The organism is Streptomyces sp. NPDC006544 (assembly GCF_040611715.1).
GTDB lineage: Bacteria > Actinomycetota > Actinomycetes > Streptomycetales > Streptomycetaceae > Streptomyces.
Genome location: NZ_JBEXOV010000013.1, coordinates 11,414 through 37,432, shown reverse-complemented (window position 1 = coordinate 37,432; position 26,019 = coordinate 11,414). Strand labels below are relative to the sequence as shown.

Sequence of the window (26,019 nt, the reverse complement as noted above, 5' to 3'; positions counted from 1 at the left end):
CGTAAGACGTGTGTGAAGTGACGGAGGTTGCACGCCATTCATGTGATGGATGATGGATGGACGACGCAATCCCCGCAAAGGCGTGCGAATGGTTCCGTCGTTCCGTGCCCCTCCGCCCCTCCACCGGGAGAACTCATATGGCCCCCCGCATCCTCCTGGCCCGTCACGGCCAGACGGCGTGGTCCCAGCTCGGCAAGCACACCGGACGCACCGACGTGCCCCTGCTGGAGGAGGGCAGGCGCGGCGCGAAGCTGCTCGGCGAGCGCCTCGCGCGCGAGCCGTGGGCGAGCCTGCGCGGCCTGGAGGTGCGCACGAGCCCGCTCGTGCGCGCGAGCGAGAGCTGCGACCTGGCCGGCTTCGGCGTCCAGGCGGAGCCGTGGGACGCGCTGATGGAGTGGGACTACGGCGACTACGAGGGCATGACCCCGGCCGAGATCCAGGCGGTCCGGCCCGGCTGGCTGATCTGGCGCGACGGGGTCCCGGGCGGCGAGTCCGTCGCGGAGATCTCGGCCCGCGCGGACGAGGTCGTCACCTGGGCCCGTTCGGCCGAGCGGGACGTCCTCGTCTTCGCACACGGCCACGTCCTGCGCACCCTGGCGGCGCGCTGGCTCGGCTTCGACGCCTCCTTCGGCGCCCGCATCCGCCTGGAGCCGACGTCCCTGTCGGTCCTGGGCTGGGCGTACGGGGCCCCCGCGCTGGAACGGTGGAACGACACGGGCCACTTGGACGGGTGACGCCCCCGCCCCGGCGCCGCCGGGGCTCAGGCCGAGGCGTGGCGGGTCAGGAACGCGCCCACGCGCGGGGAGCGCTGGTGGGGGACCAGGGCGCCGGCCGTCGCCGCGAGCATGGACCGGATACGGGTCGACTGGACCTCGGTCAGCAGGTCCAGCACCCGCCCGCCCGCCCAGGAGGCCTCGTCGGGGGCGCCCGCGTGCGCCAGGTTGTCGGCAAGCTCGGCGGTGTACAGGGCGACGTTGCGGGCGAAGTGCGGATCCTGGAGGTCCGCCGCCCGTCGCGCGTGCCGCGCCGCGCGGGCGTGTTCGCCGAGCGCCGCCCAGCAGCGGGACTCCAGCGACTCCAGCTCGGCCTCGCCGAAGAAGGACATCCACTCGGGGTCGGCCCCGGCCCCGCCGCGGGAGAACTCCGTGTGCGCCCGGGCCAGCGCCTCCTCGCACGCCTTGCGGTCCGCCAGCCCCGCCCAGCCGCCGGCCTCCCGCAGGGCGAGCAGCGAGAGCAGCCGGGGGGAACCGAGGGCGCGGGCGGCGCGGCGGCCCGCCTGGGCCGCTCGTACCGACTCGCGCGGCCGGCCGCAGTCCCGCGCCAGGAAGGCCATGTTGCTGAAGGCGTGCGCCTCCAGGCCGGGGTCGCCGCAGACCCGGGCCGTGGCGAGGGCCTCGGCGTAGTGGGAGCGGGCGTCGTCGAAGCGGCCCGAGTCGTGCGCGAGCCAGCCCACCGAGACGGCGAGCTCGCCCGCGCCGGCGTGCAGCCGGTCCTCGGTCGACTGCCGGGTGGCCCCCGCGTCGAGCAACGCGTAGGCGGTGCGCAGGGGTTCCGTGGCCCGCCGGTAGAGGTCGTCCGCGCCGTGCCGGTCGTCCAGCAGCCGGATCTGGCGTACGGCGTCCTCGACCGCGGCCGCCTCGGACTCGCCGGCGCGGGCGGGCAGGCGGCGGGCGTCGCCGAGCAGGGTGAGGCTGAGGGTCGCGGCCGCCACGGTCGCGGAGCCGCCCGCCATGAACGCGCGACGCAGCACGTCGCTCTCCTTGGAACGCGAGGGGGAACCCGGGCGGGGACGCTGGGTGAAGGGGGAGAAGGGCGAGGCCTGTTCGCGCTGGGCCAGCCTGCCGCGCACGGACTCGCGGGGGGAGAACCCGAGGTCGCCCAGGGTGTGGCCCGGGAACATGTGGAGGAAGACCCGCTCGTAGGCGTAGTTGGGGCAGCGGATCTCACCGGACTCGACCCGGCCGATGTAACGGGCGTCGCAGGAAACCGTTTCGCCGATCTCCTTCGCCGCCCTGCGCACCAGCGCGGCGAACTCGGCCGGGGAGTGCTGCCCGCGCAGCCGCCGGAAAGGGGAATTGGGTGAGTGGGGGGACGCCGCCATGGACGTGGCCTCTCTGGGGCAAGGGACGCGCTGCCGGTTGCTGTGTGACGGGGTGTCCGGCGGCCATGAACGTACCGCCAGTGACCGGTGGTTGACGCGGTGTTTGGCTACAAAACGGATATCTCACCCGGGATCCGCCATGAACTGCCATCCTTTGCAGCGTCTTGCCGCCGCACCCGTTGACGTTCCCGCGCGTTGAACCCATGCGGAGTGGGAGGAACCTTTCTGGGTTCCCGCCCTTCCCGTGAGGGTCGTACGCGGATCGAGGAGGGGTTCCCTTGGTGGAGGCCGGCATGGAGAGCACGGGAACGGACACCGCGCTGGGCGCGCCGCTGACGACCGGCGTGCCGCTGATGACCGGCGAGCCCCCGGCGTCCGCGCCCGGCGCCCTCCTGATCGCCGGAGCCCCGGATCTGGTCACCGTGCCCACCCGGCAGGGGCTGGAAGCCGTCGACATCATCCGCCGGGCCGCCGGCCAGGCCAGCCAGGCGTGCGGCGTCGGGCCGGTCCTGCACGACGGTTCCGGCAGCACCCTCGGCTTCCTCGTCCCGCCCGGCACGGCCGACGCCTGGGACCTGCCGGGCAGCGCCTGTACGCAGACCAACGGGCGCGGCATGCGCTTCGGCGACGCCTCGCCCACCGCGGGCGACACCGGCTGGCTGCTCCCCCCGGAGGCCGTCGAGCCGGTCACCGACCCGGAGGTGCTGCGCGCGGCGCTCGGCGAGGCGGCCCGGCTGATCGAGGCCGCGGACAACTGTCGCTGAACCCCTCCCCGTCCTGACCAGCCATAATGGGCGGGTGGCAGGCAAGGGCAAGGACAAGCGACGCGGACGCGACACCTCCGGGACGGTGGTCGGGCAGGTGGACGGCGGGCGGGCCGCGCTCGAGCCCGACCGGGAGCGGCCGCGCGCCTGGACCCTGCTCGTCGACGGAGCCCCGCAGTCGCACGTGGACCTGGACGACCCCGGGTACCTGGACTTCTCCTACCAGCGCCGGATCGGACACCTGATCGACCTCTGCGCGCCCGCCCGGCAGCCCCTGAACGTGCTCCACCTCGGCGGCGGAGCCTTCACCCTCGCGCGCTACACGGCCGCCTCCCGCCCCCGCTCGACGCAGCAGATCGTCGAGATCGACGCGGGGCTCGTGGCCTTCGTACGCGCACACCTGCCGCTGGACCCGCAGGCGCGGGTCCGGGTCCGGGCGGCCGACGCACGGGCGGGCCTGGCCAAGGTCCCGGACGGCTGGGCGGACCTGGTGATCGCGGACGTGTTCAGCGGCGCCCGCACCCCCGCGCACCTGACGAGCGCGGAGTTCCTGGACGACGTGCGCCGGGCGCTCGCGCCGGGCGGCTGGTACGTGGCGAACCTCGCGGACGGTCCGCCGCTCTCCCACCTGCGAGGCCAGATCGCGACGGCCGCGTCCCGGTTCGCGGAGCTGGCGCTGGCCGCCGACCCGGTGGTGTGGCGGGGCAAGCGCTTCGGAAACGCCGTTCTGGTGGCCGCCGACCGGCAGCTCCCGTTCGCCGAGTTCACCCGCCGCGTGGCGAGCGACCCGCACCCGGGCCGGGTGGAACACGGCCGGGCCCTCACCGACTTCGCCGGCGGCGCCGCTCCGGTCTCGGACGCCTCGGCGGTGGCCTCACCGCAGCCCCCGCCGTCCGTCTTCCGCTGAGCGCGGGGCAGCCGCCCTCGCCCGCAGCCGACGCTTGTCCGGCTTGCCCCGGTCCGTCAGCGGCAGGTGCGTCTCCCAGAACACCGCCGTCGGCCGGTGGTCCCGCGCCAGCTCCCGGACGACCAGCGCGCAGGCCTCGGCGGCCGCCGCCTCCGTGGGGGCGTGCCCGGGGGCCGCGACGAGGAAGGCGCACACCGCCTCCCCCGTGACGTCGTCGGGCCGCCCCACCACGGCCGCCTCGGCCACGGCGGGGTGCCGGGTCAGGGCCGCCTCGACCGGGCCGCAGTAGATGTTCTCCCCGCCCACCATGACCACGTCCTTGACCCGGTCGTCGAGGTACAGGTAGCCGTCGTCGTCGAAGTGGCCGACGTCCCCGGTCCGGAACCAGCCGTCCCGCAGCACCCGCGCCGTCAGGCCGGGCAGGTTCCGGTAGCCGGCCATCACCATCGGGGACCGCACCCACACCTCCCCGGTGGCACCCGGCGCGACGGCGGCCCCTTCTGCACCGCGGGCCTCCAGCTCCACCCCGGGCACGGGCCGGCCGACGGAGCCGAGCAGCTCGGGACGGTGGGCGGCCGCCGCGTCGTGGTCCGCCGGTGACAGCCGGCACAGCACGCCCGCCTCGTTCATCCCGTACCCCTGGCTCCAGCGCACCCCCGGGCCCCAGCGGGTCAGCGCCCGGCGCAGCCGCTCCGGGTGGACGGGGGAGTCGCCGTAGGAGACCTGGACCAGGCCGGGGACGCCGTCCGCGGTCGCCGGGTCGTCGAGCAGCCGGTAGAGCGCCGCGGGTGTCAGGTACGTGGACGCGGGCCCCAGCCGTCGGCAGGCCTCGGCGAACTCCCGGACGCCGAAGGGATGGAGGAGTTCCGAGCGGCCGCCCGCCCGCAGCTGCTCCAGGCAGCGGCCGCCGGAGCGCTGGGAGAGCGAGCCCGTCGACACGAACACCGCCGGCCCGGGGCCGCCGAGGTCGCCGGCCCCGGGGCCGCCGGGCTCGCGGCGCGTCGCGGTCCGGGCGGCCATCGAGGCGAACGTCGAGGCCACCCCCTTGGGGCGTCCCGTCGTGCCGCCCGTGTAGGTCACCCGGGCCACGTCCTCGTCGCGCGCCGCCACCGGAACCGGCAGGGCCGGGCGGGCGGCGGCCAGCTCGAGGAGTCCGGCCAGGCCGATGCGGGCGCCCGGGCCCGGCGGTACCGGGGTGTCGTGGACCACCAGGGAGGGCGCGCAGTCCCGTAGGAGGAGGCCGAGGCCGTGGGTGGCGGGGCCCACGCACACCTGGGTGAGCCGCGCGCCCAGCACGTGCGCGGCCAGCCGCACGAGCAGGGCGGGGGGCGGACTGCCCGCCGACACGCAGGCCAGCCCCGAGCCGCGCCGCACGCCCAGCCCCTCCAGGGCGCCCGCCAGCCGGTACGTCCAGGAGAGCACCTCGGCGTACGTGAGCACCCACGGCCCGGACCCGAGGGCGGGCCGGTCCCCGTACCGCTCGCAGGCGTCGATCAGGTCCGTGACGTACCGCGCGGCGCCGTTCATGGGATGACCGTATCCGTACGGCACGGGACTACGGGTCGACGATCTCCACCAGCGGCGGGTGGTCGTGCCAGGTGCAGAACACCGACACCTCGCGGCCGTCACGGGTGAAGGTCACGCGGATCCACCACTCCTGCTTCCACACCTGCATCCGCCAGTCGGCCGACGGGGTCGCCGACACCAGATCGGCGGTGGAGTCGTGCAGATCGAAGACGACCCGGCCGCCGGAGACGCTGTAGGACTTCACCTGCTCGCCCCCGGACCCCTTCCCGTACGGCTGCGGGGAGGACGCGGACGGCGCCGGGGGCCGGGCGGCGGAGGGCGAGAGGGAAGCGGAGGGGGAGGGCGAGTCCTGTGACGGCGAGGGGGACGGCGCGGGTTCGTCCGGCGTCGGCTGCGCCTCGTGGGTGGAGGACGAGAGCGGCTGCGTGGTCAGGGGCACCGCGAGCGGCGGATCGTACGCCGTACCGGACATGACCGTGTGCACGCCCCACCAGGACAGCGTCACCGCCGCCCCGGTCGCCAGCGTCCACGCCCCGGCATGTGCAAGTCCTCGTCGCATCGGGGGACATACTGCACCACCCGTCTCAGACGCGTCCCGGCACCCCTGGGGGTCCCCCGAATGGGCTACGGTGCGGGCCATGGCTAGTGTGCTCGTGGTCGAGGACGACCAGTTCGTACGTTCCGCCCTCATCCGGCACCTGACCGAGGCCTCGCACACCGTGCGCAGCGTCGGCACCGCCCTGGAGGCCCTGCGCGAGGTCGCGCACCACCGCTTCGACGTGGTGATCCTGGACCTCGGGCTGCCGGACCTGGACGGGGCGGAGGCGCTCAAGATGCTGCGCGGCATCACCGACGTGCCCGTCATCATCGCGACCGCCCGCGACGACGAGGCGGAGATCGTCCGGCTGCTCAACGACGGCGCCGACGACTACCTGACCAAGCCCTTCTCCGTGGAGCACCTCTCCGCCCGGATGGCCGCCGTCCTGCGCCGCGCCCGTTCCGCGGCAGGCGTGGAACCGCCCTCCCGGGTCCTGCGGGTCGGCGGCCTCGCCATCGATCCGCTGCGCCGCCAGGCCGAACTGGACGGGGCCGTACTGGACCTCACGCGGCGGGAGTTCGACCTGCTCACCTTCCTCGCCGGGCGGCCGGGCGTGGTCGTGGCCCGCCGGGAGCTGCTCGCCGAGGTCTGGCAGCAGTCGTACGGCGACGACCAGACCATCGACGTCCACCTGTCGTGGCTGCGCCGCAAGCTCGGCGAGACCGCCGCCAGCCCGCGCTACCTGCACACGCTGCGGGGTGTGGGGGTCAAGCTGGAGCCGCCGGCGTGAGGTGGGCGCTGGTCAAGGTGTGCCTCGCGGTCACCGCCATGGTGGTCGTGGCCTTCGCCGTACCGCTCGGGCTGGTCGTCCAGGAGATGGCCAGCGACCGCGCGTTCTCCAACGCCGAGCGGCAGGCCGCGACCATCGGGCCGACCCTCTCCATCACCACGGACCCGGTGCAGCTGCGCAAGGCCGTGGAGTCCACACAGATGGGCGCCGCGCGGCGGATGGCCGTGCACGTCCCGGCCGTCGGCGACAGCCCGCGCGTGGACATCGGCGACGGCTGGGCCGGCCGGCAGGCCGTGACCCGGACCCGGGAGATGGGCCGGGCCGCCACGGTGTCGGTGTCGGGGGGCGGTTCCGCGCTGCTCCAGCCCATCGCGCTCGGCTCCGGGGACATCGCGGTCGTGGAGATCCACGTGCCGGAGAGCGAGCTCAGCAACGGCGTGGCCACCGCCTGGCTGATCCTCGCCGGGGTCGGCCTCGCCCTGATCGTGGGGTCGGTGGCGGTCGCGGACCGGCTCGGCGCCCGCCTGGTGAGGCCGGCCGAGCGGCTCGCGGACGCCGCGCACCGGCTGGGCGAGGGGCGGCTGGGGGCGCGGGTCCCGGAGGACGGGCCCAAGGAACTGCGCTCGGCGGCCGTCGCGTTCAACTCGATGGCGGACCAGGTGATGGAACTCCTCGCCAACGAGCGGGAGCTGGCCGCCGACCTCTCGCACCGGCTGCGGACGCCGCTGACGGTGCTGCGGCTCAACGCGGCCTCCCTCGGGGACGGTCCGGCGGCGGAACAGACGCGGGCGGCCGTGGAACAGCTGGAGCGAGAGGTCGACACGATCATCCGGACGGCGCGCGAGCAGCGCGCGCCCGCCGCCGCCACGGGCGGAGCCGGCGCCGGCTGCGACGCCTCCGAGGTGATCCGCGACCGGATGGCCTTCTGGTCGGCGCTGGCGGAGGACGAGGGCCGCGAGGTACGCCTCGCGGGCGTCGACCGCACGGTACGGATCCCCGTGGGCCGCCCGGAGCTGGCGGCCGCGCTCGACGCGATGCTCGGCAACGTCTTCCGGCACACCCCGGAGGGCACCCCCTTCGCGGTGGACGTCCACGACGCCGGGGACGCGGTCATCGTGCTCGTCTCGGACGCCGGGCCGGGGATCTCGGACCCGGACGCGGCGCTGCGCCGGGGCAACGACGGCGGCCGCGACGGTTCGACGGGCCTGGGCCTGGACATCGTGCGGCGGGTCGCGGAGTCGACGGGCGGCGACGTGCGGCTGGGGCGTTCGGTGCTCGGCGGTACCGAGGTCCGGGTGTGGATCGCGCTGGACGGGCGGGCGCAGGGCCTGCGGGGCGAGGGGCGGCGCAGCCGGCGCAAGGGACGGGGCACCTGAAGGGCGGCCGGCGTGAGGGGAAACGGCCGGGGGCGCGCCGCGCGCCCGGTTACGCCCCTATGTCGATGACCCCGGCGCGGGGCCGGCGGTGTCCGCGCGGGAATCCGCACGCGCCCGGCGCAGTCGCCCGGAGCCGTGCCCGCCCGGACGGAGGCGGAGATGTTGCCGCCGTCCGCGCCCCCGCTCAGGGTGGCCGTGACGAAAGGAGCCACGCATGAGAGTCATGCTCAGGGCCCATCTCGACACGGCCGCCACGAACGAGGGCATCAAGAGCGGCGCCCTCACGGCGGCGATGAAGGACTTCATGGCAGCCGTGAAGCCGGAGGCCGCCTACTTCGGCCTCCACGAAGGCGTCCGGTCCTGGTGGATCGTCTTCGACCTGCAGGACAGCGCGCAGCTGCCGCCGCTGGTGGCGGACCTGTTCACGCAGTTCAACGCCGAGGTCGAGGTCGCTCCGGTCATGAACGCCGAGGACCTGACGAAGGCGCTGACGGCGATGGGGTCCTCGCCGGGCTGAGCACCGGCCCCGCGCGGGACGGCCTCGGGGGCGGGCACCGTCCAGGGGTCAGGCGGTGTCCTCGTCCGAGCCCGAGTTCAGCCGCTTCGCCTGGGCGCGGCCGACTTCGGCGGCGCGGTGCAGGTAGTCGGCGATGACCGTGAGCTCGGCGTCCGAGTAGCTCTGGAGCACGGCCCCGAAAGCGCGGCCGGGGGTCTCCCAGGCGGCGCCGATCCGGTCGCGGGCGGCGGGTGCGAGGGCGACGAGGGAGCGTCGCCGGTCCTTCGGGTCGGCGTGGCGCTCGACGATGCCGGCCTTGACCATGCGGTCGACGAGCCGGGTGGCCGAGCCGGACGTCAGGCCGGTGAGACGGGCGATGTCGCCGGTGCTGACCGGCTCCGGCTCCATGTCGAGCAGGGCGACGCACTGCATGTCGGTGGGGTGCAGGCCGACGTGGTCGGCCATGGCCAGATTGAAGAGCGTGTAGTCGGCGTAGTGCCGCTGGCTCTCGGTGACGATGCGTGCGAGCAGCTCGGCGCGGGTCCACTCATCACTCGAACGAGGGTTATCGGTTGACATCGGGCTCTCCGTGCTCCAAATTTATCTGTGTGACGCAGAGAATGTGTAACGCAGAGTCTGCGTCACGTACCTAGTCTACTCATCAGGAACAGGGAGCACCTCTCATGTCACAGACCCCCGAGATCCTCGTCACCGGCGGCCGCGGCGCCGTCGCCCGCGGCCTCTCCGCCCTGCTCGGCGCCCGCGGCGTACCCCACCGCCTCGCTTCCCGCGAGCCGGACAAACCCGGGACCGTCCACTGCGACCTCACCGATCCCGCCACGTTCCCCGGCGCCCTCGCCGGGATCCGCTCCGTCTTCCTCTACGCCGAGTCCGCCGCCGTCGACGCCTTCGTCAAGGAGGCCGTCGCCGCGGGCGTCGAGCACGTGGTGCTCCTGTCCTCCTCCTCGGTGCTCGGCCCCGGGGCCGCCGACAGCCCGCTCGCCGCCTCCCACCTCGCGGTCGAGCAGGCCCTTCTCGGATCCCCGCTGCGCACGACGTTGCTGCGCCCCGGGTCCTTCGCGAGCAATGCCCTCGCCTGGGCCTGGCCGCTGAAGTCCGGCCGGCCCGTCCACCTGCCCTATCCGGGCTCCTTCTGTGACCCGGTCCACGAAGCCGACATCGCCGAGGCCGCCCTGGCCGTCCTCACCGACCCGTCGCTCGGTGGGCGCGCGTACACCCTCACCGGCCCGCAGTCGCTGACCTTCACGGCCCAACTGGACATACTGGGCGAGGTGGTCGGCCGTCCCATACCCTTCGAAACCGTCTCCCGCGAGCAGTGGAAGGCCGAGGTCGACGGATACATACCGGGTCCGTACGCCGAAGCCCTGCTCGACTTCTGGGCCTCCACCGACGGCCTCCCGGTGGACCTCAGCGACGCGGTCGAACGGCTCACCGGCCATGCGCCCCGCACCTTCGCCACCTGGTCCGCGGACCACGCCGACGCCTTCCGCGCCTGACGCGTCGGCGCCTCGGGCCGCCGGTCCCGGCCGGGCCCGCGCAAGGGTGGCGCCCGAGCGGGGGTGCGGGGGTAGATTCACGACCGGGAGGACGACATGAGCGGGCAGACGCGCAGTGGGGGACGGCCGACGCTGGAGGAGGTCGCGGCACGCGCCGGAGTCGGCCGCGGCACGGTCTCTCGGGTGATCAACGGTTCGTCGAAGGTCAGCGGGCACACGCGGGCCGCCGTCGAGGCCGCCGTGTCCGAGCTCGGCTACGTGCCCAACCGGGCCGCCCGCGCGCTGGCCGCCAACCGCAACGACGCCATCGCGCTCGTCGTCCCCGAGCCCGAAGCCCGCTTCTTCACCGAGCCGTACTTCTCCGACGTCGTGCGCGGAGTCGGCGCCACCCTCGCCGAGACCGACGTCCAGCTCGTCCTGACCCTGGCCGGGAACGAGCGGGAGCGCCGCCGCCTCGCGCAGTACCTTTCCGGCCACCGGGTCGACGGGGTGCTCCTCGTCTCCGTCCACGCCCAGGACCCGCTGCCCGAGCTGCTGGAGGAGCTGGGCATCCCGACCGTCCTCAGCGGGCGCCGCTCCGCCGCCGAGACGCTGCCCTGGGTGGACTCCGACAACCTCGCGGGCGCGGCGGGGGCGGTACGCCACCTCCTGGACCGGGGCCGGAGCACGATAGCCACCATCACCGGACCGCTCGACGTGTACGGCGCCCGGTGCCGCCTCGACGGCTACCGGCAGGCCCTGACGGACGCCGGGCATCCCGCCGACGAGCTGCTGATCGCGGACGGGGACTTCACCGAGGAGGGCGGCCGCCGGGCGATGCGCGCGCTGCTGGAGCGCCGCCCCGGCCTCGACGCGGTCTTCGCCGCCTCCGACGTGATGGCGGCCGGCGCCCGCCGCGAGCTGCGCGCGGCCGGCCGCCGGATCCCGCAGGACGTGGCCCTGGTCGGCTTCGACGACTCGGTGATCGCCCGGCACATGGACCCGCCGCTGACCAGCGTGCGCCAGCCGGTCGAGGAGATGGGCCGGACCATGGCGCGGCTGCTGCTCGCGCGGATAGCGGGAGAGGAAGGGGACACGGCCGTGGTGGTCCCGACAGAGCTGGTGGTCCGGGAGTCCTCGTGAGCCTCTTCTGGAGCTTCGCAGCCCGGGGCGGGGCGGCGAAGCACCGTACGAAAAGGGAGCACCGGGGGAAACCCGGGGGAAAGGCGAAGGGCCCCGCTCCGCTTCCGCGGAACGAGGCCCTCTCGCAGGGTGAGTGACGGGACTTGAACCCGCGGCCACCTGGACCACAACCAGGTGCTCTACCAACTGAGCTACACCCACCATGTCCGGTCGGAAAACCGACCGGCCGAAGAAAAGCGTACAGGGTCCGGGAGGGTGCTCGCTCCCCCCTTTCGCCGCGCCGCCCTCCGGTGGGTACTACGCGCCGGGGACCACGTGCTTGGCGGCGATGGTGCGCGCCGTGTCCGAGTCCGGTCCGGGCTGCGGCACGAAGACCGCCTCCCGGTAGTAGCGCAGCTCGGCGATGGACTCCTTGATGTCCGCGAGCGCCCGGTGGTTGCCGTTCTTCGGGGGGCTGTTGAAGTACGCGCGCGGGTACCAGCGGCGCGCCAGCTCCTTGATCGAGGACACGTCCACGATCCGGTAGTGCAGGTACCCCTCCAGTGCGGCCATGTCGCGCAGTAGGAAACCGCGGTCGGTGCCGACCGTGTTTCCGCAGAGCGGGGCCTTGCGGGGTTCCTTCACGTGTTCCCGTACGTAGGCCAGGACCTGCGCCTCGGCATCCGCGAGGGTGGTCCCGCCGGCCAGCTCTTCGAGCAGGCCGGACGAGGTGTGCATCTCGCGCACCACGTCGGGCATGGTCTCCAGGGCCGCGTCCGGCGGGCGGATCACGATGTCCACGCCTTCGCCGAGCACGTTGAGCTCCGAGTCGGTGACCAGTGCGGCCACCTCGATAAGTGCGTCGTCCGTCAACGAGAGCCCGGTCATCTCGCAGTCGATCCACACCATGCGATCGTTCATGCGCCCACCTTATGCGGAAGGTCCCCCGCATCGGTGACCGCCGATGCGGGGGACCTCCTCCGAGCAGTGCCCTCGCGGTGCTACGCGTGCTCGCGCAGGACCCGGCCGGGGGAGTAGAGCTCCGTGACCGTGGGACCGGCGGCGGCCAGCGCCGCCGCGGCCCGCTGGGGCTGAGGAGCGCGCTGGTGCGGAACCGGTGAATCCGACAGCTGGGTCACCTGGGCCACGTCCGGCGCCTGCGGGCGCCTGGCCCGGTAGGCCGAGCGGTAGGCGGCCGGAGAGGACCCCAGCTGCCGGCGGAAGTGCCCGCGCAGGGCGACGGGCGAGCGGAACCCGCAGCGTCCGGCGACCTCGTCGACCGAGTAGTCGGAGGTCTCGAGCAGCCGCTGTGCCTGGAGCACCCGCTGGGTGATCAGCCACTGGAGCGGTGCGCTGCCGGTGAGCGAGCGGAACCGCCGGTCGAACGTGCGCCTGCTCATGTAGGCGCGCGCCGCCAGCGTCTCCACGTCGAACTGCTCGTGGAGGTGTTCCAGCGCCCAGGCGACGACCTCGGCCAGCGGGTCGGCGCCGATCTCCTCCGGCAGTGACCGGTCGAGATAGCGCTCCTGGCCACCCGTGCGGCGCGGCGGAACGACGAGCCTGCGGGCCAGGGCCCCGGCCGCCTCGCTGCCGTGGTCCGTGCGCACGATGTGCAGGCACAGATCAATTCCGGCCGCGGTGCCCGCTGACGTCAGCACGTCGCCGTCGTCGACGAACAGCTCGCGCGGATCGACGTGGACGGACGGGTAGCGCTTGGCCAGCGTCGGCGCGTACATCCAGTGCGTCGTCGCGGGCCGGCCGTCCAGCAGACCGGCGGCGGCGAGCACGAAGGCCCCCGTGCACAGTCCGACGATCCGGGCCCCCTCCTCGTGCGCCAGACGCAGCGCGTCGAGCGCCTCCGGCGGCGGCGGGGAAGTGATGGAACGCCACGCGGGAACGACGACCGTGCCCGCCCGGGCGATCGCCTCCAACCCGTACGGCGCGGTCAGTTCGAGTCCGCCGGTGGTCCGCAGCGGACCGTCCTCCCCGGCGCACACGAGCAGTCGATAGCGTGGAACTCCCGCGTCCTGCCGGTCAATGCCGAACACGGAAAGTGGAATGGAGCTCTCGAAGATCGGCCCGCCGCTGAAGAGCAGCACCGCGACGATCTCCCTGCGGCGACGCCCCGCGAGCTTCCTGCCGTCCGCGATGACGGCGGTGGAATCCTGGCTCATGGCGCTAAGCCCCCCTTGGGTGTCGCGACTCCTTGGTCTGGTCGCACCTGCACGTTTCCCCTCGGCCTTGCACGTGGATCCCCCGCCGTAAATACATGATCGAATCTACTGCGTCCCGTGGTGTCGGCGTGACAAGTTCAGCACGCAGCGCTATGTCGACTTGGCAACTTGGCGAAAAGCATTCGATCAGGAAGCGTTCCACTCCGCCAGCCGCGTGGGAAGCGTGCTGTCCGGCCATGGCCAGTACCCATAGGGTCAAAGGCCCCCTCCGGCATGGGGGTCGCAGAGGGTGAGGGGGGTGGGGGGACATTCCGGCAAGGGGGGTGACCTGCCGGGAAGTTGGCTGAAAACATGCGGGTGTGGATGTGCGAAACCGTCAGTCGTGAGGGGACATCCCGCCGGAACCCTGACATCCGCGGTGGGATCCGGCCCCGGCGCGCGAATGCCGGCCACGCTGGGCGGGCGGCATTCGGTCCTCGGAGCGGACCGGCATCATGCTCCGCGCCGCCTTCTCCGAGTGGCGCAGCAGCACCCGGCAGGCGGCCGTGACGGCGGCCAGGCCGAGCGTGGCCACCGCCGCCCCGCCGAAGGAGGTGCCGTAGACGACGAGGACCACGGGGACGAGCAGGCAGCTGAAGGCGGCCCAGCGCACCACGTCACCCGCGGGGTCCTCGTGGGAGTGCTTCGCGGATTGCACGGACGGGTGAAGCGCGGGCGGGGGGAGGTGGACGGACTGCGTCGGCCGAGCGGGCGACTGAGCGGGCTGGACGGGGTGAACCGGATGACCGGGCACGGCGTGCTCCCTGCGGGCTCTTCCTGGACGGTCGGACTCCTGTCCAACGGCGGGCGGCGCGGCTCGGTCACTGCGCGCACGGGTGCACGTGCCTTGGGCGGGGGTTGCTCGTCACTGGCTGTAGGGGGCAGCGGCCATTGCCAAGGGGGCGCCGCTGCGGCATGCTCCCTTGGACGCTCTCCAGGGGCGGCAAGCCCTGGGCAGCACAGGAGTGTCGCCGTACCCTGGGGGTACGGGCTTGGGAAGATGCTTCCCGGGCAGACCTCGGTCACACTGAGTCGCCATTTCCAGAAACGTCACTGTTCGAATCGTCGCTTCCGCCTACTGCCGCCCCGCCGCCTTGTCCCTTCCCCTGAGGACCTCTCCGCCGAGACATCCATGGCCGGTCACGAATTCTCCGAACCCGCGGACCGCAAGCGCAAACGCCTCGCCGACCCTGCGTCGGCCGACCTGCGCGCGGTGGAACAACCACGTCATCCCTGCGACCCGGCCTTCCGGCACGGCGTCGTGGTGGGCTTCGACGGATCCACTTCCAGTGAGCGCGCCCTCGCGTATGCGATCGGTATGGCCCGCCGCTCGGGATCCGGACTGATCATCGTCCACGTCGCCAACCGGCTGCCCACCACCGTGTGGGCCGGCTGCGAGCCTCCGGTCTTCGTGGACGTGCCGGACCACCGCACCGAGGTGCTGGGCCTGGAGCTCGCGTGCGCGGACTACCTCTCCGAGGTGCCGTGGATCCTGGTCGAACGGGGCGGGGACATCTGCCACGAGCTGGAGGAGGTCGGCCGGGAGTACTCGGCGGACGCCATCGTGGTCGGCTCCACGCACGGGATCGTCGGCCGGATCTTCGGATCGGTGGCGGGCCGGCTGGCCAAGCGGGCCCAGCGACCGGTTGTTGTCATCCCGTAACCGACCGTATGTCGATTGTGTGGTTGTGAACCCCGTTGTAAGGGGTAGATAAATGCTGCTGGGACGCAGCAAACAACTGCAGATCGAAGGGAGCCCGCCGTGGACAATGGTGTCTCTGCGGGAAGCACGGCCTCGACTTCGACCCTCGGGCACATGGCCCTGGGTCTCACCCTTCTCGCGTTCGGTATCGGCCACACGGGGATCATCGACGGTGTGACCGTGGCCGACTCCGTGTCGCTCGCGACCTTCCTCGGCGGCCTCGCCCTGTTCGTCCTCGGAGTCCTCGAATTCCGGGGCGGCGACGGCTTCAACGGCACGGCGTTCGCCGGCCTGGGCGCCTTCTGGTTCACCTGGGCCAACGGCGCCGACGGAAAGGTTTCGCCGCACGCGGCCGGACTCTTCCTCGTCCTGTTCGCCCTGCTCGCGCTGTCCCTCACGGCCGCCGGGTCGGGCGGTCTGTTCGGACAGGGCGTGTACGGCCTGCTCACCCTCTCCCTCCTGCTCCTGGCGATCGGCACCTTCGCCGAGAGCGGAGGACTGACCAAGGCGGCCGGCTGGGTGGCGGCCCTCTCCGGGCTGCTGGCCTGGTACGGAGCCACCGCGGCTCTGGCGAGCTGGCCGATGGCGCTCGGCAGGGGCTCGCGCGGGGCGGTCACCGCGAGCTGACGGCGCGGGCTGACGGCGCGGGCTGACGGCGCGGGCGCGGGCGCACCGACGTGTGAGAGCGCGCCCGTGTGAAAAGACCCCCGGAGGATCCCCGGGGGTCTTTTCGTGTGTGCGGCCGTCGGGCCCGGCGCGCGGCGGGTGCCCGGCCGCGGTCCGGCTATTCGACGGTGACGGACTTCGCCAGGTTGCGCGGCTTGTCGATGTCCCGGCCCAGGGCCAGGGCCGTGTGGTACGCGAGCAGCTGCAGCGGGATGCCCATCAGGATCGGGTCCAGCTCGTCCTCGTTCTTGGGCACGAGGATGGTGTGGTCGGCCTTCTCCTGCTTGCTGTGGGCGACCGCCAGGATCCGGCCGCTGCGGGCCTTGATCTCCTCCAGCGCCGCGCGGTTCTTCTCCAGCAGGTCGTCGTTCGGGACGATCGCGACCGTCGGCAGCGACGGCTCGATGAGCGCGAGCGGACCGTGCTTGAGCTCGGAGGCGGGGTAGGCCTCGGCGTGGATGTAGGAGATCTCCTTGAGCTTGAGGGAGGCCTCCAGGGCGACGGGGTAGCCGCGGACGCGGCCGATGAACATCATCGACTTGGCCTCGGCGTACTCGGCGGCCAGCTTCTTGATGTCTTCCTCGCCGTCCAGGATCTCCTGGATCTGCGCGGGCAGCTTGCGCAGGCCGTCGATGATCCGCTTGCCGTCGGTGACGGACAGGTCGCGGATGCGGCCCAGGTGCACGGCGAGCAGCGCGAAGGCCACGACCGTGTTGGTGAAGCACTTGGTGGAGACGACGCAGACCTCGGGGCCGGCGTGCACGTACACACCGCCGTCGGCCGCGCGGGCGATCGCGGAGCCGACCACGTTGACCACGCCGAGGACGCGGGCGCCCTTGCGCTTGAGTTCCTGCACGGCCGCGAGCACGTCGTACGTCTCACCGGACTGGGAGACCGCGATGTAGAGGGTGTCGGGGTCCACGACCGGGTTGCGGTAGCGGAACTCCGAGGCCGGCTCGGCGTCGGCGGGGATGCGGGCCAGGCCCTCGATGAGGCCCGCACCGATCATTCCGGCGTGGTAGGAGGTGCCGCAGCCCAGGATCTTGACCCGGCGGATGCCGCGCGCCTCGCGCGGGTCCAGGTTCAGGCCGCCCAGGTGGACGGTGTTGAAACGGTCGTCGATCCGGCCGCGCAGCACGCGGTCGACGGCGTCGACCTGCTCGGTGATCTCCTTGTGCATGTAGGTGTCGTGGCCGCCCATGTCGTACGAGGCGGCCTCCCACTCCACGGTCTCGGGCGTGGCGGTGGTCGTCGTGCCGGAGGTGGTGTACGTCCGGAAGTCGTCCGCCTTCAGGGTCGCCATCTCGCCGTCGTCCAGGGTGACGATCTGGCGGGTGTGGGCGACGAGCGCGGCGATGTCCGAGGCGACGAACATCTCCTTCTCGCCGATGCCGAGGACGACCGGGGAGCCGTTGCGGGCCACCACGATGCGGTCGGCGAAGTCGGCGTGCATGACGGCGATGCCGTAGGTGCCCTCGACGACCTTCAGCGCCTCGCGGACCTTCTCCTCCAGGGTGTCGGCCTGGGCGCGGGCGATGAGGTGGACGAGCACCTCGGTGTCGGTCTCCGAGAGGAAGACGACGCCGTCGGCCTCCAGCTTGGCGCGCAGCTCGGAGGCGTTGTCGACGATGCCGTTGTGGACCACCGCGACCTTGTTCTCGGCGTCCAGGTGCGGGTGGGAGTTGATGTCGCTCGGGGCGCCGTGGGTGGCCCAGCGGGTGTGGGCGATACCGGTGGTCCCGGCGAAGCGCTTGGGTACCCGGGACTCCAGCTCGCGGACGCGTCCCTTGGCCTTGACGACCTTCAGGGCCGCGGACTTCGGGCTGTTGACGACGATGCCCGCGGAGTCGTAGCCGCGGTACTCCAGTCGCTGAAGGCCCTCCAGCAGCAGCGGTGCCACGTCACGCTTGCCGATGTACCCCACGATTCCGCACATACGGTATTACCCCTCCTGAAGCTTCGGTTGTCCTTGCCACTGCCACTGCCACTGCCACTGCCACTGCCACTGCCACTGCCTGCCGCGCCCTGCCCCCGACCGGGGTCCGGCCGCGCTCAGCCGTAGACGATGCGGCGCAGCTGCCGGAGCGAGAGCTCCGGCGGCGCCACGGCGCGGTGCGGCAGTTCCGCCGCGATGCGTTCGAAGATGTCCGCGTTGACCGCGCCCCCGGACTGGAGCTCACGGTGGCGGCGGCGGACGAACTCCTCGGTCGTCTCGTCGAAGTACGCGAGCACGTCGAGCACGACTCGGGCGGCTTCGCCCCGCTGGAGCGAGGAGCTGCGCACCAAGTGGTCGACGAGGTCGTCGTGCGACGGGCGGCGGTCGGGCATTCGTCGATATTGACGGTATGAGCCGCGGAACGCAAAGATCCTGCCCGAAATCGGGCAGGATGACGCTGGTATGGACCAGAGGAAGGGTTAATTCCGGTCGATGGTGATCAGAAACGTCCCAAAACCGCTGCTTTCGCCGTGGTGAACTCCTCCGCCGTGAGGATCCCGGACCGGTGCAGATCCCCCAGCTCGCGCAGCCGCCGCAGCAGGGCGTCGTGGTCCGCCGAGCGGTCGGCCGCCAGGGCGCTCCCGGAACCGCCCTCCGGGGCGGGCGTCGACGGAGCCGCCGTGCCCGTGGCCGTGCCGATGCCCGGGTCCGTGTCCGGCGCGGTCCCGGGCGCCGCCGGATGGGGCATGCGCACCGCGACGGCCGCCGCGACCAGCGCCATCAGCGGATCCTTCTTGAAACCGAAGAGCTCCACCGTGTACGGGTCGTACTTCGGGGCGGCGGCCTGCGCCGACCCGGCCATGCCGAAGCGGATCCACCCGTTGTCCAGCCCCCTCGACGGGGTCCACTCGACCGACCGCACGTCCCCGATCCGGAACGCGCGCGCACCGCCGGAGCGTTTGGCCTCCTCCGTCGTCCAGTTCCACTCCAGGGTGACCCGGTCCCCGTCGAAGGCCACCGTCCCGTCGCCCGCGCCGACCGTGATCGGCACGGCGGGTCCCGGCAGGAGGTAGGAGTCCACCGGCCCCGGATCGACCTGGTCGAGCAGCAGGGCGTTGCGCACCTCGGCCACGAAGTACTCCGCCACCCCGGACCGGTCCGGCTCCACGGTCAGCCGGTAGGGATCGGAGGCCTCGGGCAGCCGCCCGCCGGTCACTTGCAGCAGCGGATCGGCGCCGTCGCGCAGGCGCAGGCGCAACCGGCCCGCCTTGCGACCGGGTTCATGGGAGACACCGGCCAGTGCGCGCAGCGGCACGACCACTTCGCCCAGTGTCTGGCGCAGCAGCCCCACCCCCTTGTCGCGGCCCGGCACGATGCGCACCGCGTCCCCGTCGAAGGTCCACGTGCCGTCCTTCTGGATGATTTCCGCCATCCTTCGATTCTCGCACCGGCCTTGTGGGCCCCGCTGGCCTATACCTGGGCGCATGAGAGTTCCGCGATGCGCGCTCGCCGCCGTCCTTGCCCTCGCCGTCGTCCCCGCGGCCGCCTCCTGCACCACACCCGCCCGCGGCGCCGACGCCCGGCCCGGTGACGAGCGTCCCGCCGCTCTCGCCGCCTACGACCGCCTCCTGCCCGCGCCAATCTCCGCACGGGCCGAAGGCCCCGGCTACGCCGTCGGACCGGGCACGGTCATCCGTACCGGCGGGGCGGGCGGCGAGGAGGTCCGCAGGGTCGGCGAGCTCCTCGCCGAGCAGCTCCGCGGCTCCAGCGGACTGCCGTTGCCCGTGGTGGACGGCGCCGGCGGCGACGGGATCCGGCTGCGCCTCGAGGGGGAGGCCGGCGGGCCGGGCGACGGGGCGGGCGGCAAGGCGGGCGGCAAGGCGGGCGACGGGGCGGGCGGCAAGGCGGGCGGCGGGGCGGGCGGGGCAGCCGAGGAGGGGTACCGGCTGGAGTCCCGTCCCGACGGCGTCACCCTCACCGCCCGCACGCCCGCCGGGCTCTTCCACGCGGGGCAGACGCTGCGCCAGCTGCTGCCGGTCTCCGGTCCGGGCGAGGTCCCCGGCGGGACGGTCACCGACGCGCCGCGCTTCGCGTACCGCGGGGCGATGCTGGACGTGGCCCGTCACTTCTTTCCGGTGGAGCAGGTCAAGCGGTACGTCGACCAACTCGCGCAGTACAAGGTCAACACCCTGCACCTGCACCTGACCGACGACCAGGGGTGGCGCCTGGCGGTGGACTCCTGGCCGCGGCTCGCGGAGTACGGGGGCACCGGCGAGGTCGGCGGCGGGCCCGGCGGCTACTGGACGAAGGACCAGTACCGGGACCTGGTGGCCTACGCGGCGGAGCGGTTCGTGGAGGTGGTCCCGGAGATCGACATGCCGGGGCACGTGAACGCCGCGCTCGCCTCCTACACGGAGCTGAACTGCGACGGCAAGGCGCCCGAGCGGTACACGGGGACCAAGGTCGGCTTCAGCTCGCTGTGCGTGGACAAGGAGCGGACGTACGAGTTCGTCGACCAGGTCCTCGGGGAAGTCGCGGAGCTGACGCCGGGCCGCTACCTCCACATCGGCGGCGACGAGGCGGCCGCCACCCCTGCGGAGCGGTACGCGGCCTTCATGGACCGGGCGCAGCGGGTCGTCGCCGGGCACGGCAAGAAGGTGATCGCCTGGCACCAGCTGGCGACGGCGCGGCCGGCCCCGGGGGCCGTGCTCCACTACTGGGGCCGCGATGCCACCGCGGCCCCGGAGAAGGCGGCGGTGGCCGCCGCGGCGAAGGCGGGCCACCCGCTGATCCTGTCGCCGGCGGACCGGCTGTACCTGGACATGAAGTACGACAGGACGACGAAGCCGGGACTGGCCTGGGCCGGGTACGTGCCGGTGCGCAAGGCCTACGACTGGGACCCGGGCAGCTACCTGGACGGCGTCCCGGAGTCCGCGGTCCTGGGCGTGGAGGCCCCGCTGTGGACGGAGACGGTCGCGACGCGGCAGGACCTGGAGTACATGGCCTTCCCGCGGGTGCTGGGCCTCGCGGAGCTCGGCTGGGCCCCGGCGGGCGCGCGCGACTGGGCCGCGTACCGGCTGCGCCTGGGGGCCCAGGGCCCGCGCCTTCGATCCCAGGACGTCAACTACCACCGGGCGCCGGACGTGCCCTGGTCGTAGCGGGCGCCGGGGCGGTGTCGAGGGACCGTGTCGACACCGCCCCGCCGCTGTTCACCGTCGCGCGAAGGGCGCGACGGGGTTCTTGAGGGTGCCGACCAGCTGCAGGGCCGCGGCCGGGTCGGCGAGGTCGACCATCTGCCGGTTGTTGCGCAGCTGGAGGCGGTTGAGGCAGGACAGCTGGAACTCCGGCGCGAACAGGTCGTACCGCTCGAAGCGCTCCGCGAGCTGCGGCATCGACTCCTGGTAGGCGTGGCCGCAGTCGGCCACGGCCCGCCAGAAGGTGTCCTCCTCGCAGATGCCCTCCTCGGCCAGGATCGAGCCGAGGAAGCGGAAGAAGCAGTCGAAGACGTCCGTGAAGACCGACAGCAGCTTCATGTCCTCCGGGATGTCCGCCCGGACCCGCTCCACGGCCGGCGGCAGGACCGCGTCCGGGTCCATGACCACGATCTCCTCGGCGATGTCCTTGAAGATCGCCCGCTTCACCACGCCGTGCTCGATGACGAGGATCGTGTTCTCGCCGTGCGGCATGTACGCGAGGTCGTACTGGTAGAAGCAGTGCAGGAGCGGGACCAGGTAGGCGCGCAGGTACGAGCGCAGCCACTCGGCCGGGGTGAGGCCCGACTCCTCGATGAGGGCGCCGACGAAGGACGCCCCCTCGGAGTCCACGTGCAGGAGCGAGGCCATCGTCGCGAGCCGCTCGTCGCCCTCGAGGGAGGCCACCGGGGACTCGCGCCACAGGGCGGCGAGCATCTTGCGGTACGGGGAGTACCGGTCGGTGGCGCGCTCGTACTGGCGGTGGTGGTAGCCGATCGCCGCGCGCTCGCGGATGATCGAGAAGTCCACGGACCGCAGGACGGAGTCCGACTGGATCAGCTGGTGGAGCCAGTCGTTGATGGCCGGGGTGGCTTCCATGTACGCCGCGGAGAGGCCGCGCATGAAGCCCATGTTGAGGACCGAGATCGCCGTTTTGACGTAGTGCTTCTCGGGGGCGCTGGTGTTGAAGAACGTACGGATCGACTGCTGTGCGAGGTAGGCGTCCGAGCCCTCGCCCAGCAGGACCAGGCGGCGGCCCGCGATCTCGGCGGCGAAGGTGACCGTGATCTTGTTCCACCACTGCCAGGGGTGCACCGGGAAGAAGTGGTAGTCCGCCGGGTCCAGGTCCAGGGCCTTCAGCCGCGCCTCGAACCCCTCGACGGCGGCCTCGCCCAGCTCCGCCCGCATGAAGGAGTCGTGGTCCAGGCCCGAGCCCGCCGTGAAGGTGGAGACGTCCTTGCGGGCCGCCACCCACACCAGGTGGACCGGGCTCGCCGTCTCGGGGGCGTACGAGAGGTACTCGTGCACGCCGAAGCCGAGGCGGCCGTTGTTGGCGACGAAGCAGGGGTGGCCCTCGGTCATGCCGGTCTCGATGTCCTGGAAGGAGGACTTCGAGAGGACGGCGGAGGGGATCTGCGGCTTCGTGTACTTGAAGCCCGAGCCGGCCAGGGTGGAAGAGATCTCCTCCAGGTAGACCGGCAGGACCTCCGCGCTCAGGCCCAGGGCTTCGCGCAGCTCGATGTGGAAGTCGATGGCGTCCAGGGGCAGCTCGGCGCCGTCCCGGTGGCGGGTGACGGAGGCCTCGTCCACCGCCCAGTGGTCGAGGGAGTGCAGGGCCGCCGTGAAGCGGTACTCGACGGAGCCGTCGTCGCTCAGGACCGAGTAGCGCGAGTCGCCCAGCGGCGCCGGGGTCAGCAGCCGCTCGTGCGAGAACTCCGCCAGGGCCTTGCGGACCAGGGCGCGGTTGGCGCGGTCCCACAGCTCGGGGGAGAGGTGGGAAACGGCGTCGGCGAGGCTCATATCGACTCTCCCGTCAGGCCGGTGGCGGCTTCGAACTGCTCGCGGGTGCAGAAGCTCAGCAGGGCTTCCTTCTCCGGCTTGGTGACCGGGCCGTCGGGCACGAAGCCGACGGCCTCGTTCAGCGCGTGGACGGCCTTGTTGTGCACGTCGGGTTCCACGACGACACGGCGCGTCGCCGGGTCGGCGAAGAGGGCCGCCATGACGGTGGTGATGACCGCGCGGGTGAACCCGTGCAGGGGGGTGTCGCTGGGTGCGACCAGGAAGTGCATGCCGACGTCCCCGGGCCGGGCGTCGTACAGGCCTACCAGCTCCAGCTCGCTCGGGTCGTACCGCTCCATCAGGAAGGCGGGGCGGCCCTCGTGGAGGCCCATGAAGGCATCGTGGTGCGCGTGGGCGGCGATGCGCACGTACTCGCGCTCGACGTCGGGCAGCGAGGCCTCCTGCATCATCCAGAACGCGGCCTTGGGGTGCGTGACCCAGCCGTGCAGCAGCTCGGCGTCGGCGAAGGGGTCCAGGGGGCGGACCGAGAAGGTGCCCACGGCCGGATCGGTGCGGGTGAACAGGACGTCGGTGGTGGAGCTCATGCGAGGGTGCCTTCCGGGGCTGCGAACTGCTGGAACGCGATGGACTTCTCGACCTTGTAGTACTCGCGGCCGAGCAGCTCCCCGATGATGTACGCGTTGCGGTACGCGGCCATGCCCAGGTCGGGCGAGGTGATCGAGTGGTTGTGGACCGTGCCGTTCTGGAGGAACACGCCGCGGCCGGTGGTGTCGATGCTGTAGTTGCGCGCCGCGTCGGGGCGGCCCCGGCCGTCGAAGTTCAACCGGTCGCGGACGGGGGCCAGGAACTCGGGGAGCCGGTACTGGTAGCCCGTCGCCAGGACCAGGCCCTCGGTGGCGAGGGAGAAGTCGCGCTCCTGCTCCTCCTGGCGCAGCCCGAGCGTGTACGCGCCGGTGGTGGTGTCGTACGCGGCGGAGTTCAGCGAGGTGTTGGTCAGCAGGGTGGTGGTGACCGGGCCGGGCGAGGAGACCCTCTTCTGGTAGAGCAGGTCGAAGATGGCGTTGATGAGCTCGCCGTCGATGCCCTTGAAGAGGTTCTTCTGCTGGGTCTCCAGGCGGTAGCGGGTGTCCTCCGGGAGCGCGTGGAAGTAGTCCACGTACTCGGGGGAGGTCATCTCCAGCGTCAGCTTGGTGTACTCCAGCGGGAAGAAGCGCGGGGAGCGGGTGACCCAGTTGAGCTGGTAGCCGTGTACGTCGATCTCGGCCAGCAGGTCGTAGTAGATCTCGGCCGCGCTCTGGCCGGAGCCCACCAGAGTGATCGACTTCTTGCGCTGCAGCTCCGCCTTGTTCCGCATGTAGGCGGAGTTGTGGACGAAGTCGCCGCCGGCCCGCGCGCACGCCGCCGGGACGTACGGCGGGGTGCCGGTGCCCAGGACCAGGCGGCGGGCCAGGTGGGTCTCGCCCTGGTCGGTGTGGACCTCGTAGAGCCCGGCCGTCTCGTCGTAGGTGACCTCGGTGACCGAGGTGGAGTACAGGACGTTGTCGAGGCGGTCGGCGGCCCAGCGGCAGTAGTCGTTGTACTCGGTCCGCAGCGGGTAGACGCTCTCGCGGATGTAGAAGGAGTACAGCCGGTCCTTGTCCTTCAAGTAGTTCAGGAAGGAGAAGGGCGAGGTCGGGTCGGCGAGGGTCACCAGGTCCGACATGAACGGCGTCTGCAGGTGCGCGCCGTCCAGGAACATGCCGGCGTGCCACTCGAAGTGCGGCTTCGACTCGATGAAGAGGCCGTCGAGCTCGTCGATCGGAGCGGTCAGGCACGCGAGTCCCAGGTTGAAGGGACCGAGGCCGATTCCGATGAAGTCGCGGGGCTCACGAGTGGACGACAAGGGACTCTCCCAGGAACTGTTCGGCGTGTACGGCGAGGAGGTCGAGTACGGCGGCGATGTCGGCCGTCGTGGTCTGCGGATTGAGGAGGGTGAACTTCAGGTACTGCCTCCCGTCCACCTTGGTGCCGGCCACCACGGCCTCACCGGAGGCGAACAGGGCCTTGCGGGCGTGCAGGTTGGCCTCGTCGACGAGGCCGGCGGGCACCTGCGCACCTGCGGGGCGCGGCACGTAGCGGAAGACGAGGGTGGAGATCTGCGGCTCGACGACGACCTCGAAGCGGGGATCGGCCGCGATGAGGTCCCACCCGGCCGCGGCCAGGTCGATGACCTCGTCGAAGAGCGAGCCGATGCCGTCGGCACCCATGACGCGCAGGGTCATCCAGAGCTTGAGCGCGTCGAAGCGGCGCGTGGTCTGGATCGACTTGTCGACCTGATTGGGGATCCGCTCCTCCGCCATCCGGCGGGGATTGAGGTAGTCCGCGTGGTACGTGGCGTGCTTCATCGTGTCGCGGTCGCGGACCAGCAGGGCGCTGGAACTGACCGGCTGGAAGAAGGACTTGTGGTAGTCGACCGTCACGGAGTCGGCCAGCTCGATGCCGTCGAGAAGGTGCCGGCGGGTGGGGGAGACCAGCAGACCGCACCCGTACGCCGCGTCCACGTGCATCCACGCGGAGTGCTCGGCGGCGAGGCGGGCGATCTCGGGGAGCGGGTCGATGGACCCGAAGTCGGTGGTGCCGGCGGTGGCGACGACCGCCATGGGGAAGAGGCCCTCGCGGGCGCAGTTCTCCAGTTCCAGGGCGAGGACCGAGGTGTCCATGCGGCGGTGGCGGTCGACGGGGACGGCGATGACGGCCTCGTAGCCGAGTCCGAGCATCGCGGCCGACTTCTTCACGCTGAAGTGGCTCGCCTCGGAGGTGAAGATGCGCAGTTTCGGGAGGACTTCGGATTTGGGAAGTTCGCGGCCCGCGTCCGCCGCGTGCCTCATGACCACGCGGCACGCCTCGTCGCGGGCCAGGAGCAGCGCGTGGAAGTTCGACTGGCTGCCGCCGGAGGTGAAGATGCCGTCCGCGCCGGGACCGAGGCCGATGCGCTGCGCGGTCCAGTCGACGAGGCGGCGCTCGATGAGCGTGCCGCCGATGGACTGGTCCCAGGTGTCGAGCGAGGAGTTGACGGCCGACAGGACGGCCTCGCCGAGGACGGCCGGGATGACCACCGGGCAGTTGAGGTGGCCGAGGTAGCGCGGGTGGTGGAAGTAGACGGCGTCGCGGAGGTAGACGTCCTCCAGCTCGTCGAGGGCGGCGGCCGCGTCTTCGAGCGGGGAGTCGAGGTCGATGCCGTCGATGACCGGGGCGAGTGCGTCGACGGACATGCCGGTGTGGGGCCGTTCCGTCGTGGCGAGTTTGGCCGCGACGCGCGCGACGCCCTCGGTGACGGAACGCCGGTAGAGGTCCGCGGTCGTCTCGTTGAGCAGATGCTGACGCATCAACTTTCCTCCGGGCAGGGGGGAGCGGG

25 protein-coding genes and 1 tRNA gene are annotated in these 26,019 nt (G+C 72.3%); 11 read left to right on the top strand and 15 right to left on the bottom strand.

Translation table 11 applies throughout. From position 1 onward, the window contains the following. Positions 1-137 precede the first annotated feature (137 nt). Positions 138-734, top strand: coding sequence for a histidine phosphatase family protein (locus ABZY44_RS09075; RefSeq protein ID WP_356651510.1), 597 nt, complete (start codon positions 138-140; stop codon positions 732-734). Positions 735-760: 26 nt separating this feature from the next. Here the strand turns inward: ABZY44_RS09075 and ABZY44_RS09070 are convergent, their stop codons facing one another. After that, complete coding sequence (locus ABZY44_RS09070; RefSeq protein WP_356651508.1) at positions 761-2,101, bottom strand: tetratricopeptide repeat protein; 1,341 nt, start codon at positions 2,099-2,101, stop codon at positions 761-763. A gap of 353 nt (positions 2,102-2,454) precedes the next feature. Between ABZY44_RS09070 and ABZY44_RS09065 the strand changes: the two genes are divergently transcribed. Both ABZY44_RS09065 and ABZY44_RS09060 read left to right on the top strand, forming a co-directional pair. Continuing rightward, entirely contained in the window at positions 2,455-2,865 is a 411-nt protein-coding gene (locus ABZY44_RS09065) for a hypothetical protein (protein ID WP_356651653.1), read from the top strand. Between the two features lie 34 nt (positions 2,866-2,899). After that, positions 2,900-3,772 carry a fused MFS/spermidine synthase gene (locus tag ABZY44_RS09060; RefSeq protein WP_356651506.1) on the top strand — a complete coding sequence of 291 codons (873 nt, stop codon included), beginning with the start codon at positions 2,900-2,902 and terminating at the stop codon, positions 3,770-3,772. Here ABZY44_RS09060 and ABZY44_RS09055 read toward each other — a convergent pair. Both ABZY44_RS09055 and ABZY44_RS09050 read right to left on the bottom strand, forming a co-directional pair. After that, complete coding sequence (locus ABZY44_RS09055; RefSeq protein ID WP_356651504.1) at positions 3,740-5,299, bottom strand: AMP-binding protein; 1,560 nt, start codon at positions 5,297-5,299, stop codon at positions 3,740-3,742. The two genes, ABZY44_RS09060 and ABZY44_RS09055, sit on opposite strands and share 33 nt — an antisense overlap. Positions 5,300-5,327: 28 nt before the next feature. After that, positions 5,328-5,858 carry a hypothetical protein gene (locus ABZY44_RS09050; protein ID WP_356651502.1) on the bottom strand — a complete coding sequence of 177 codons (531 nt, stop codon included), beginning with the start codon at positions 5,856-5,858 and terminating at the stop codon, positions 5,328-5,330. 79 nt (positions 5,859-5,937) lie between these two features. Here ABZY44_RS09050 and ABZY44_RS09045 point away from each other — a divergent pair, with 79 nt between their 5' ends. The 3 genes from ABZY44_RS09045 (at position 5,938) to ABZY44_RS09035 (ending at position 8,520) form a co-directional block, all read left to right on the top strand. Continuing rightward, positions 5,938-6,627 (top strand): response regulator transcription factor, encoded by a 690-nt coding sequence (locus tag ABZY44_RS09045; protein WP_356651500.1) that lies wholly within the window; start codon positions 5,938-5,940, stop codon positions 6,625-6,627. Beyond that, the gene (locus tag ABZY44_RS09040; RefSeq protein WP_356651498.1) at positions 6,624-8,003 is read left to right on the top strand and encodes a HAMP domain-containing sensor histidine kinase; all 1,380 of its coding nucleotides are present in this window, start codon (positions 6,624-6,626) and stop codon (positions 8,001-8,003) included. Before ABZY44_RS09045 ends, ABZY44_RS09040 begins: the two co-directional genes overlap by 4 nt. 214 nt (positions 8,004-8,217) lie before the next feature. Beyond that, complete coding sequence (locus ABZY44_RS09035) at positions 8,218-8,520, top strand: hypothetical protein (RefSeq protein WP_356651496.1); 303 nt, start codon at positions 8,218-8,220, stop codon at positions 8,518-8,520. 48 nt (positions 8,521-8,568) lie between these two features. Here ABZY44_RS09035 and ABZY44_RS09030 read toward each other — a convergent pair whose 3' ends face one another. Further along, the gene (locus tag ABZY44_RS09030) at positions 8,569-9,078 is read right to left on the bottom strand and encodes a MarR family transcriptional regulator (protein WP_356651494.1); all 510 of its coding nucleotides are present in this window, start codon (positions 9,076-9,078) and stop codon (positions 8,569-8,571) included. 104 nt (positions 9,079-9,182) lie between these two features. Here ABZY44_RS09030 and ABZY44_RS09025 point away from each other — a divergent pair, with 104 nt between their 5' ends. Further along, complete coding sequence (locus ABZY44_RS09025; RefSeq protein WP_356651492.1) at positions 9,183-10,016, top strand: NAD(P)H-binding protein; 834 nt, start codon at positions 9,183-9,185, stop codon at positions 10,014-10,016. A gap of 96 nt (positions 10,017-10,112) precedes the next feature. Further along, a complete protein-coding gene (locus ABZY44_RS09020) occupies positions 10,113-11,138 on the top strand; it encodes a LacI family DNA-binding transcriptional regulator (protein WP_356651490.1) in 1,026 nt (341 codons plus the stop codon). Positions 11,139-11,266: 128 nt separating this feature from the next. Here ABZY44_RS09020 and ABZY44_RS09015 read toward each other — a convergent pair. The 4 genes from ABZY44_RS09015 to ABZY44_RS09000 all read right to left on the bottom strand — a co-directional run bounded on the left by ABZY44_RS09015 (position 11,267) and on the right by ABZY44_RS09000 (position 13,988). Beyond that, positions 11,267-11,339 (bottom strand) — tRNA-His (locus ABZY44_RS09015). A 96-nt stretch (positions 11,340-11,435) separates the two neighbouring features. Further along, complete coding sequence (gene orn, locus ABZY44_RS09010) at positions 11,436-12,038, bottom strand: oligoribonuclease (protein WP_356651488.1); 603 nt, start codon at positions 12,036-12,038, stop codon at positions 11,436-11,438. An 80-nt stretch (positions 12,039-12,118) separates the two neighbouring features. Next, a complete protein-coding gene (locus tag ABZY44_RS09005) occupies positions 12,119-13,291 on the bottom strand; it encodes a helix-turn-helix domain-containing protein (protein WP_356651486.1) in 1,173 nt (390 codons plus the stop codon). 376 nt (positions 13,292-13,667) lie between these two features. Continuing rightward, the gene (locus tag ABZY44_RS09000) at positions 13,668-13,988 is read right to left on the bottom strand and encodes a hypothetical protein (protein WP_356651484.1); all 321 of its coding nucleotides are present in this window, start codon (positions 13,986-13,988) and stop codon (positions 13,668-13,670) included. 474 nt (positions 13,989-14,462) lie between these two features. Between ABZY44_RS09000 and ABZY44_RS08995 the strand changes: the two genes are divergently transcribed. Together ABZY44_RS08995 and ABZY44_RS08990 are read left to right on the top strand one after the other, a co-directional pair. Beyond that, entirely contained in the window at positions 14,463-14,993 is a 531-nt protein-coding gene (locus ABZY44_RS08995) for a universal stress protein (RefSeq protein WP_356651482.1), read from the top strand. A 99-nt stretch (positions 14,994-15,092) separates the two neighbouring features. Continuing rightward, positions 15,093-15,659 (top strand): GPR1/FUN34/YaaH family transporter, encoded by a 567-nt coding sequence (locus ABZY44_RS08990; RefSeq protein WP_356651480.1) that lies wholly within the window; start codon positions 15,093-15,095, stop codon positions 15,657-15,659. Between the two features lie 157 nt (positions 15,660-15,816). Here the strand turns inward: ABZY44_RS08990 and glmS are convergent, their stop codons facing one another. The 3 genes from glmS to ABZY44_RS08975 form a co-directional block, all read right to left on the bottom strand. Further along, positions 15,817-17,634, bottom strand: a complete 1,818-nt coding sequence (gene glmS / locus ABZY44_RS08985) for a glutamine--fructose-6-phosphate transaminase (isomerizing) (RefSeq protein ID WP_356651478.1) — start codon at positions 17,632-17,634, stop codon at positions 15,817-15,819. Positions 17,635-17,750: 116 nt separating this feature from the next. Beyond that, on the bottom strand, positions 17,751-18,026 hold the full coding sequence (locus ABZY44_RS08980) for a hypothetical protein (RefSeq protein WP_215022391.1): 276 nt from the start codon (positions 18,024-18,026) through the stop codon (positions 17,751-17,753). Positions 18,027-18,133: 107 nt separating this feature from the next. After that, complete coding sequence (locus tag ABZY44_RS08975) at positions 18,134-19,066, bottom strand: DUF4429 domain-containing protein (protein WP_356651475.1); 933 nt, start codon at positions 19,064-19,066, stop codon at positions 18,134-18,136. A gap of 52 nt (positions 19,067-19,118) precedes the next feature. Between ABZY44_RS08975 and ABZY44_RS08970 the strand changes: the two genes are divergently transcribed. Next, positions 19,119-20,792, top strand: a complete 1,674-nt coding sequence (locus ABZY44_RS08970; RefSeq protein WP_356651472.1) for a family 20 glycosylhydrolase — start codon at positions 19,119-19,121, stop codon at positions 20,790-20,792. Between the two features lie 51 nt (positions 20,793-20,843). Here the strand turns inward: ABZY44_RS08970 and ABZY44_RS08965 are convergent, their stop codons facing one another. The 4 genes from ABZY44_RS08965 to ABZY44_RS08950 are packed head-to-tail and all read right to left on the bottom strand — an operon-like array spanning position 20,844 to position 25,990. Next, positions 20,844-22,625 carry an IucA/IucC family siderophore biosynthesis protein gene (locus tag ABZY44_RS08965; protein ID WP_356651470.1) on the bottom strand — a complete coding sequence of 594 codons (1,782 nt, stop codon included), beginning with the start codon at positions 22,623-22,625 and terminating at the stop codon, positions 20,844-20,846. Beyond that, entirely contained in the window at positions 22,622-23,209 is a 588-nt protein-coding gene (locus tag ABZY44_RS08960) for a GNAT family N-acetyltransferase (RefSeq protein ID WP_356651468.1), read from the bottom strand. Before ABZY44_RS08960 ends, ABZY44_RS08965 begins: the two co-directional genes overlap by 4 nt. Further along, positions 23,206-24,507 (bottom strand): SidA/IucD/PvdA family monooxygenase, encoded by a 1,302-nt coding sequence (locus tag ABZY44_RS08955; protein WP_356651466.1) that lies wholly within the window; start codon positions 24,505-24,507, stop codon positions 23,206-23,208. The genes ABZY44_RS08960 and ABZY44_RS08955 overlap by 4 nt, the downstream gene beginning before the upstream one ends. Next, a complete protein-coding gene (locus tag ABZY44_RS08950; protein ID WP_356651464.1) occupies positions 24,491-25,990 on the bottom strand; it encodes an aspartate aminotransferase family protein in 1,500 nt (499 codons plus the stop codon). The genes ABZY44_RS08955 and ABZY44_RS08950 overlap by 17 nt, the downstream gene beginning before the upstream one ends. Positions 25,991-26,019 lie beyond the last annotated feature (29 nt).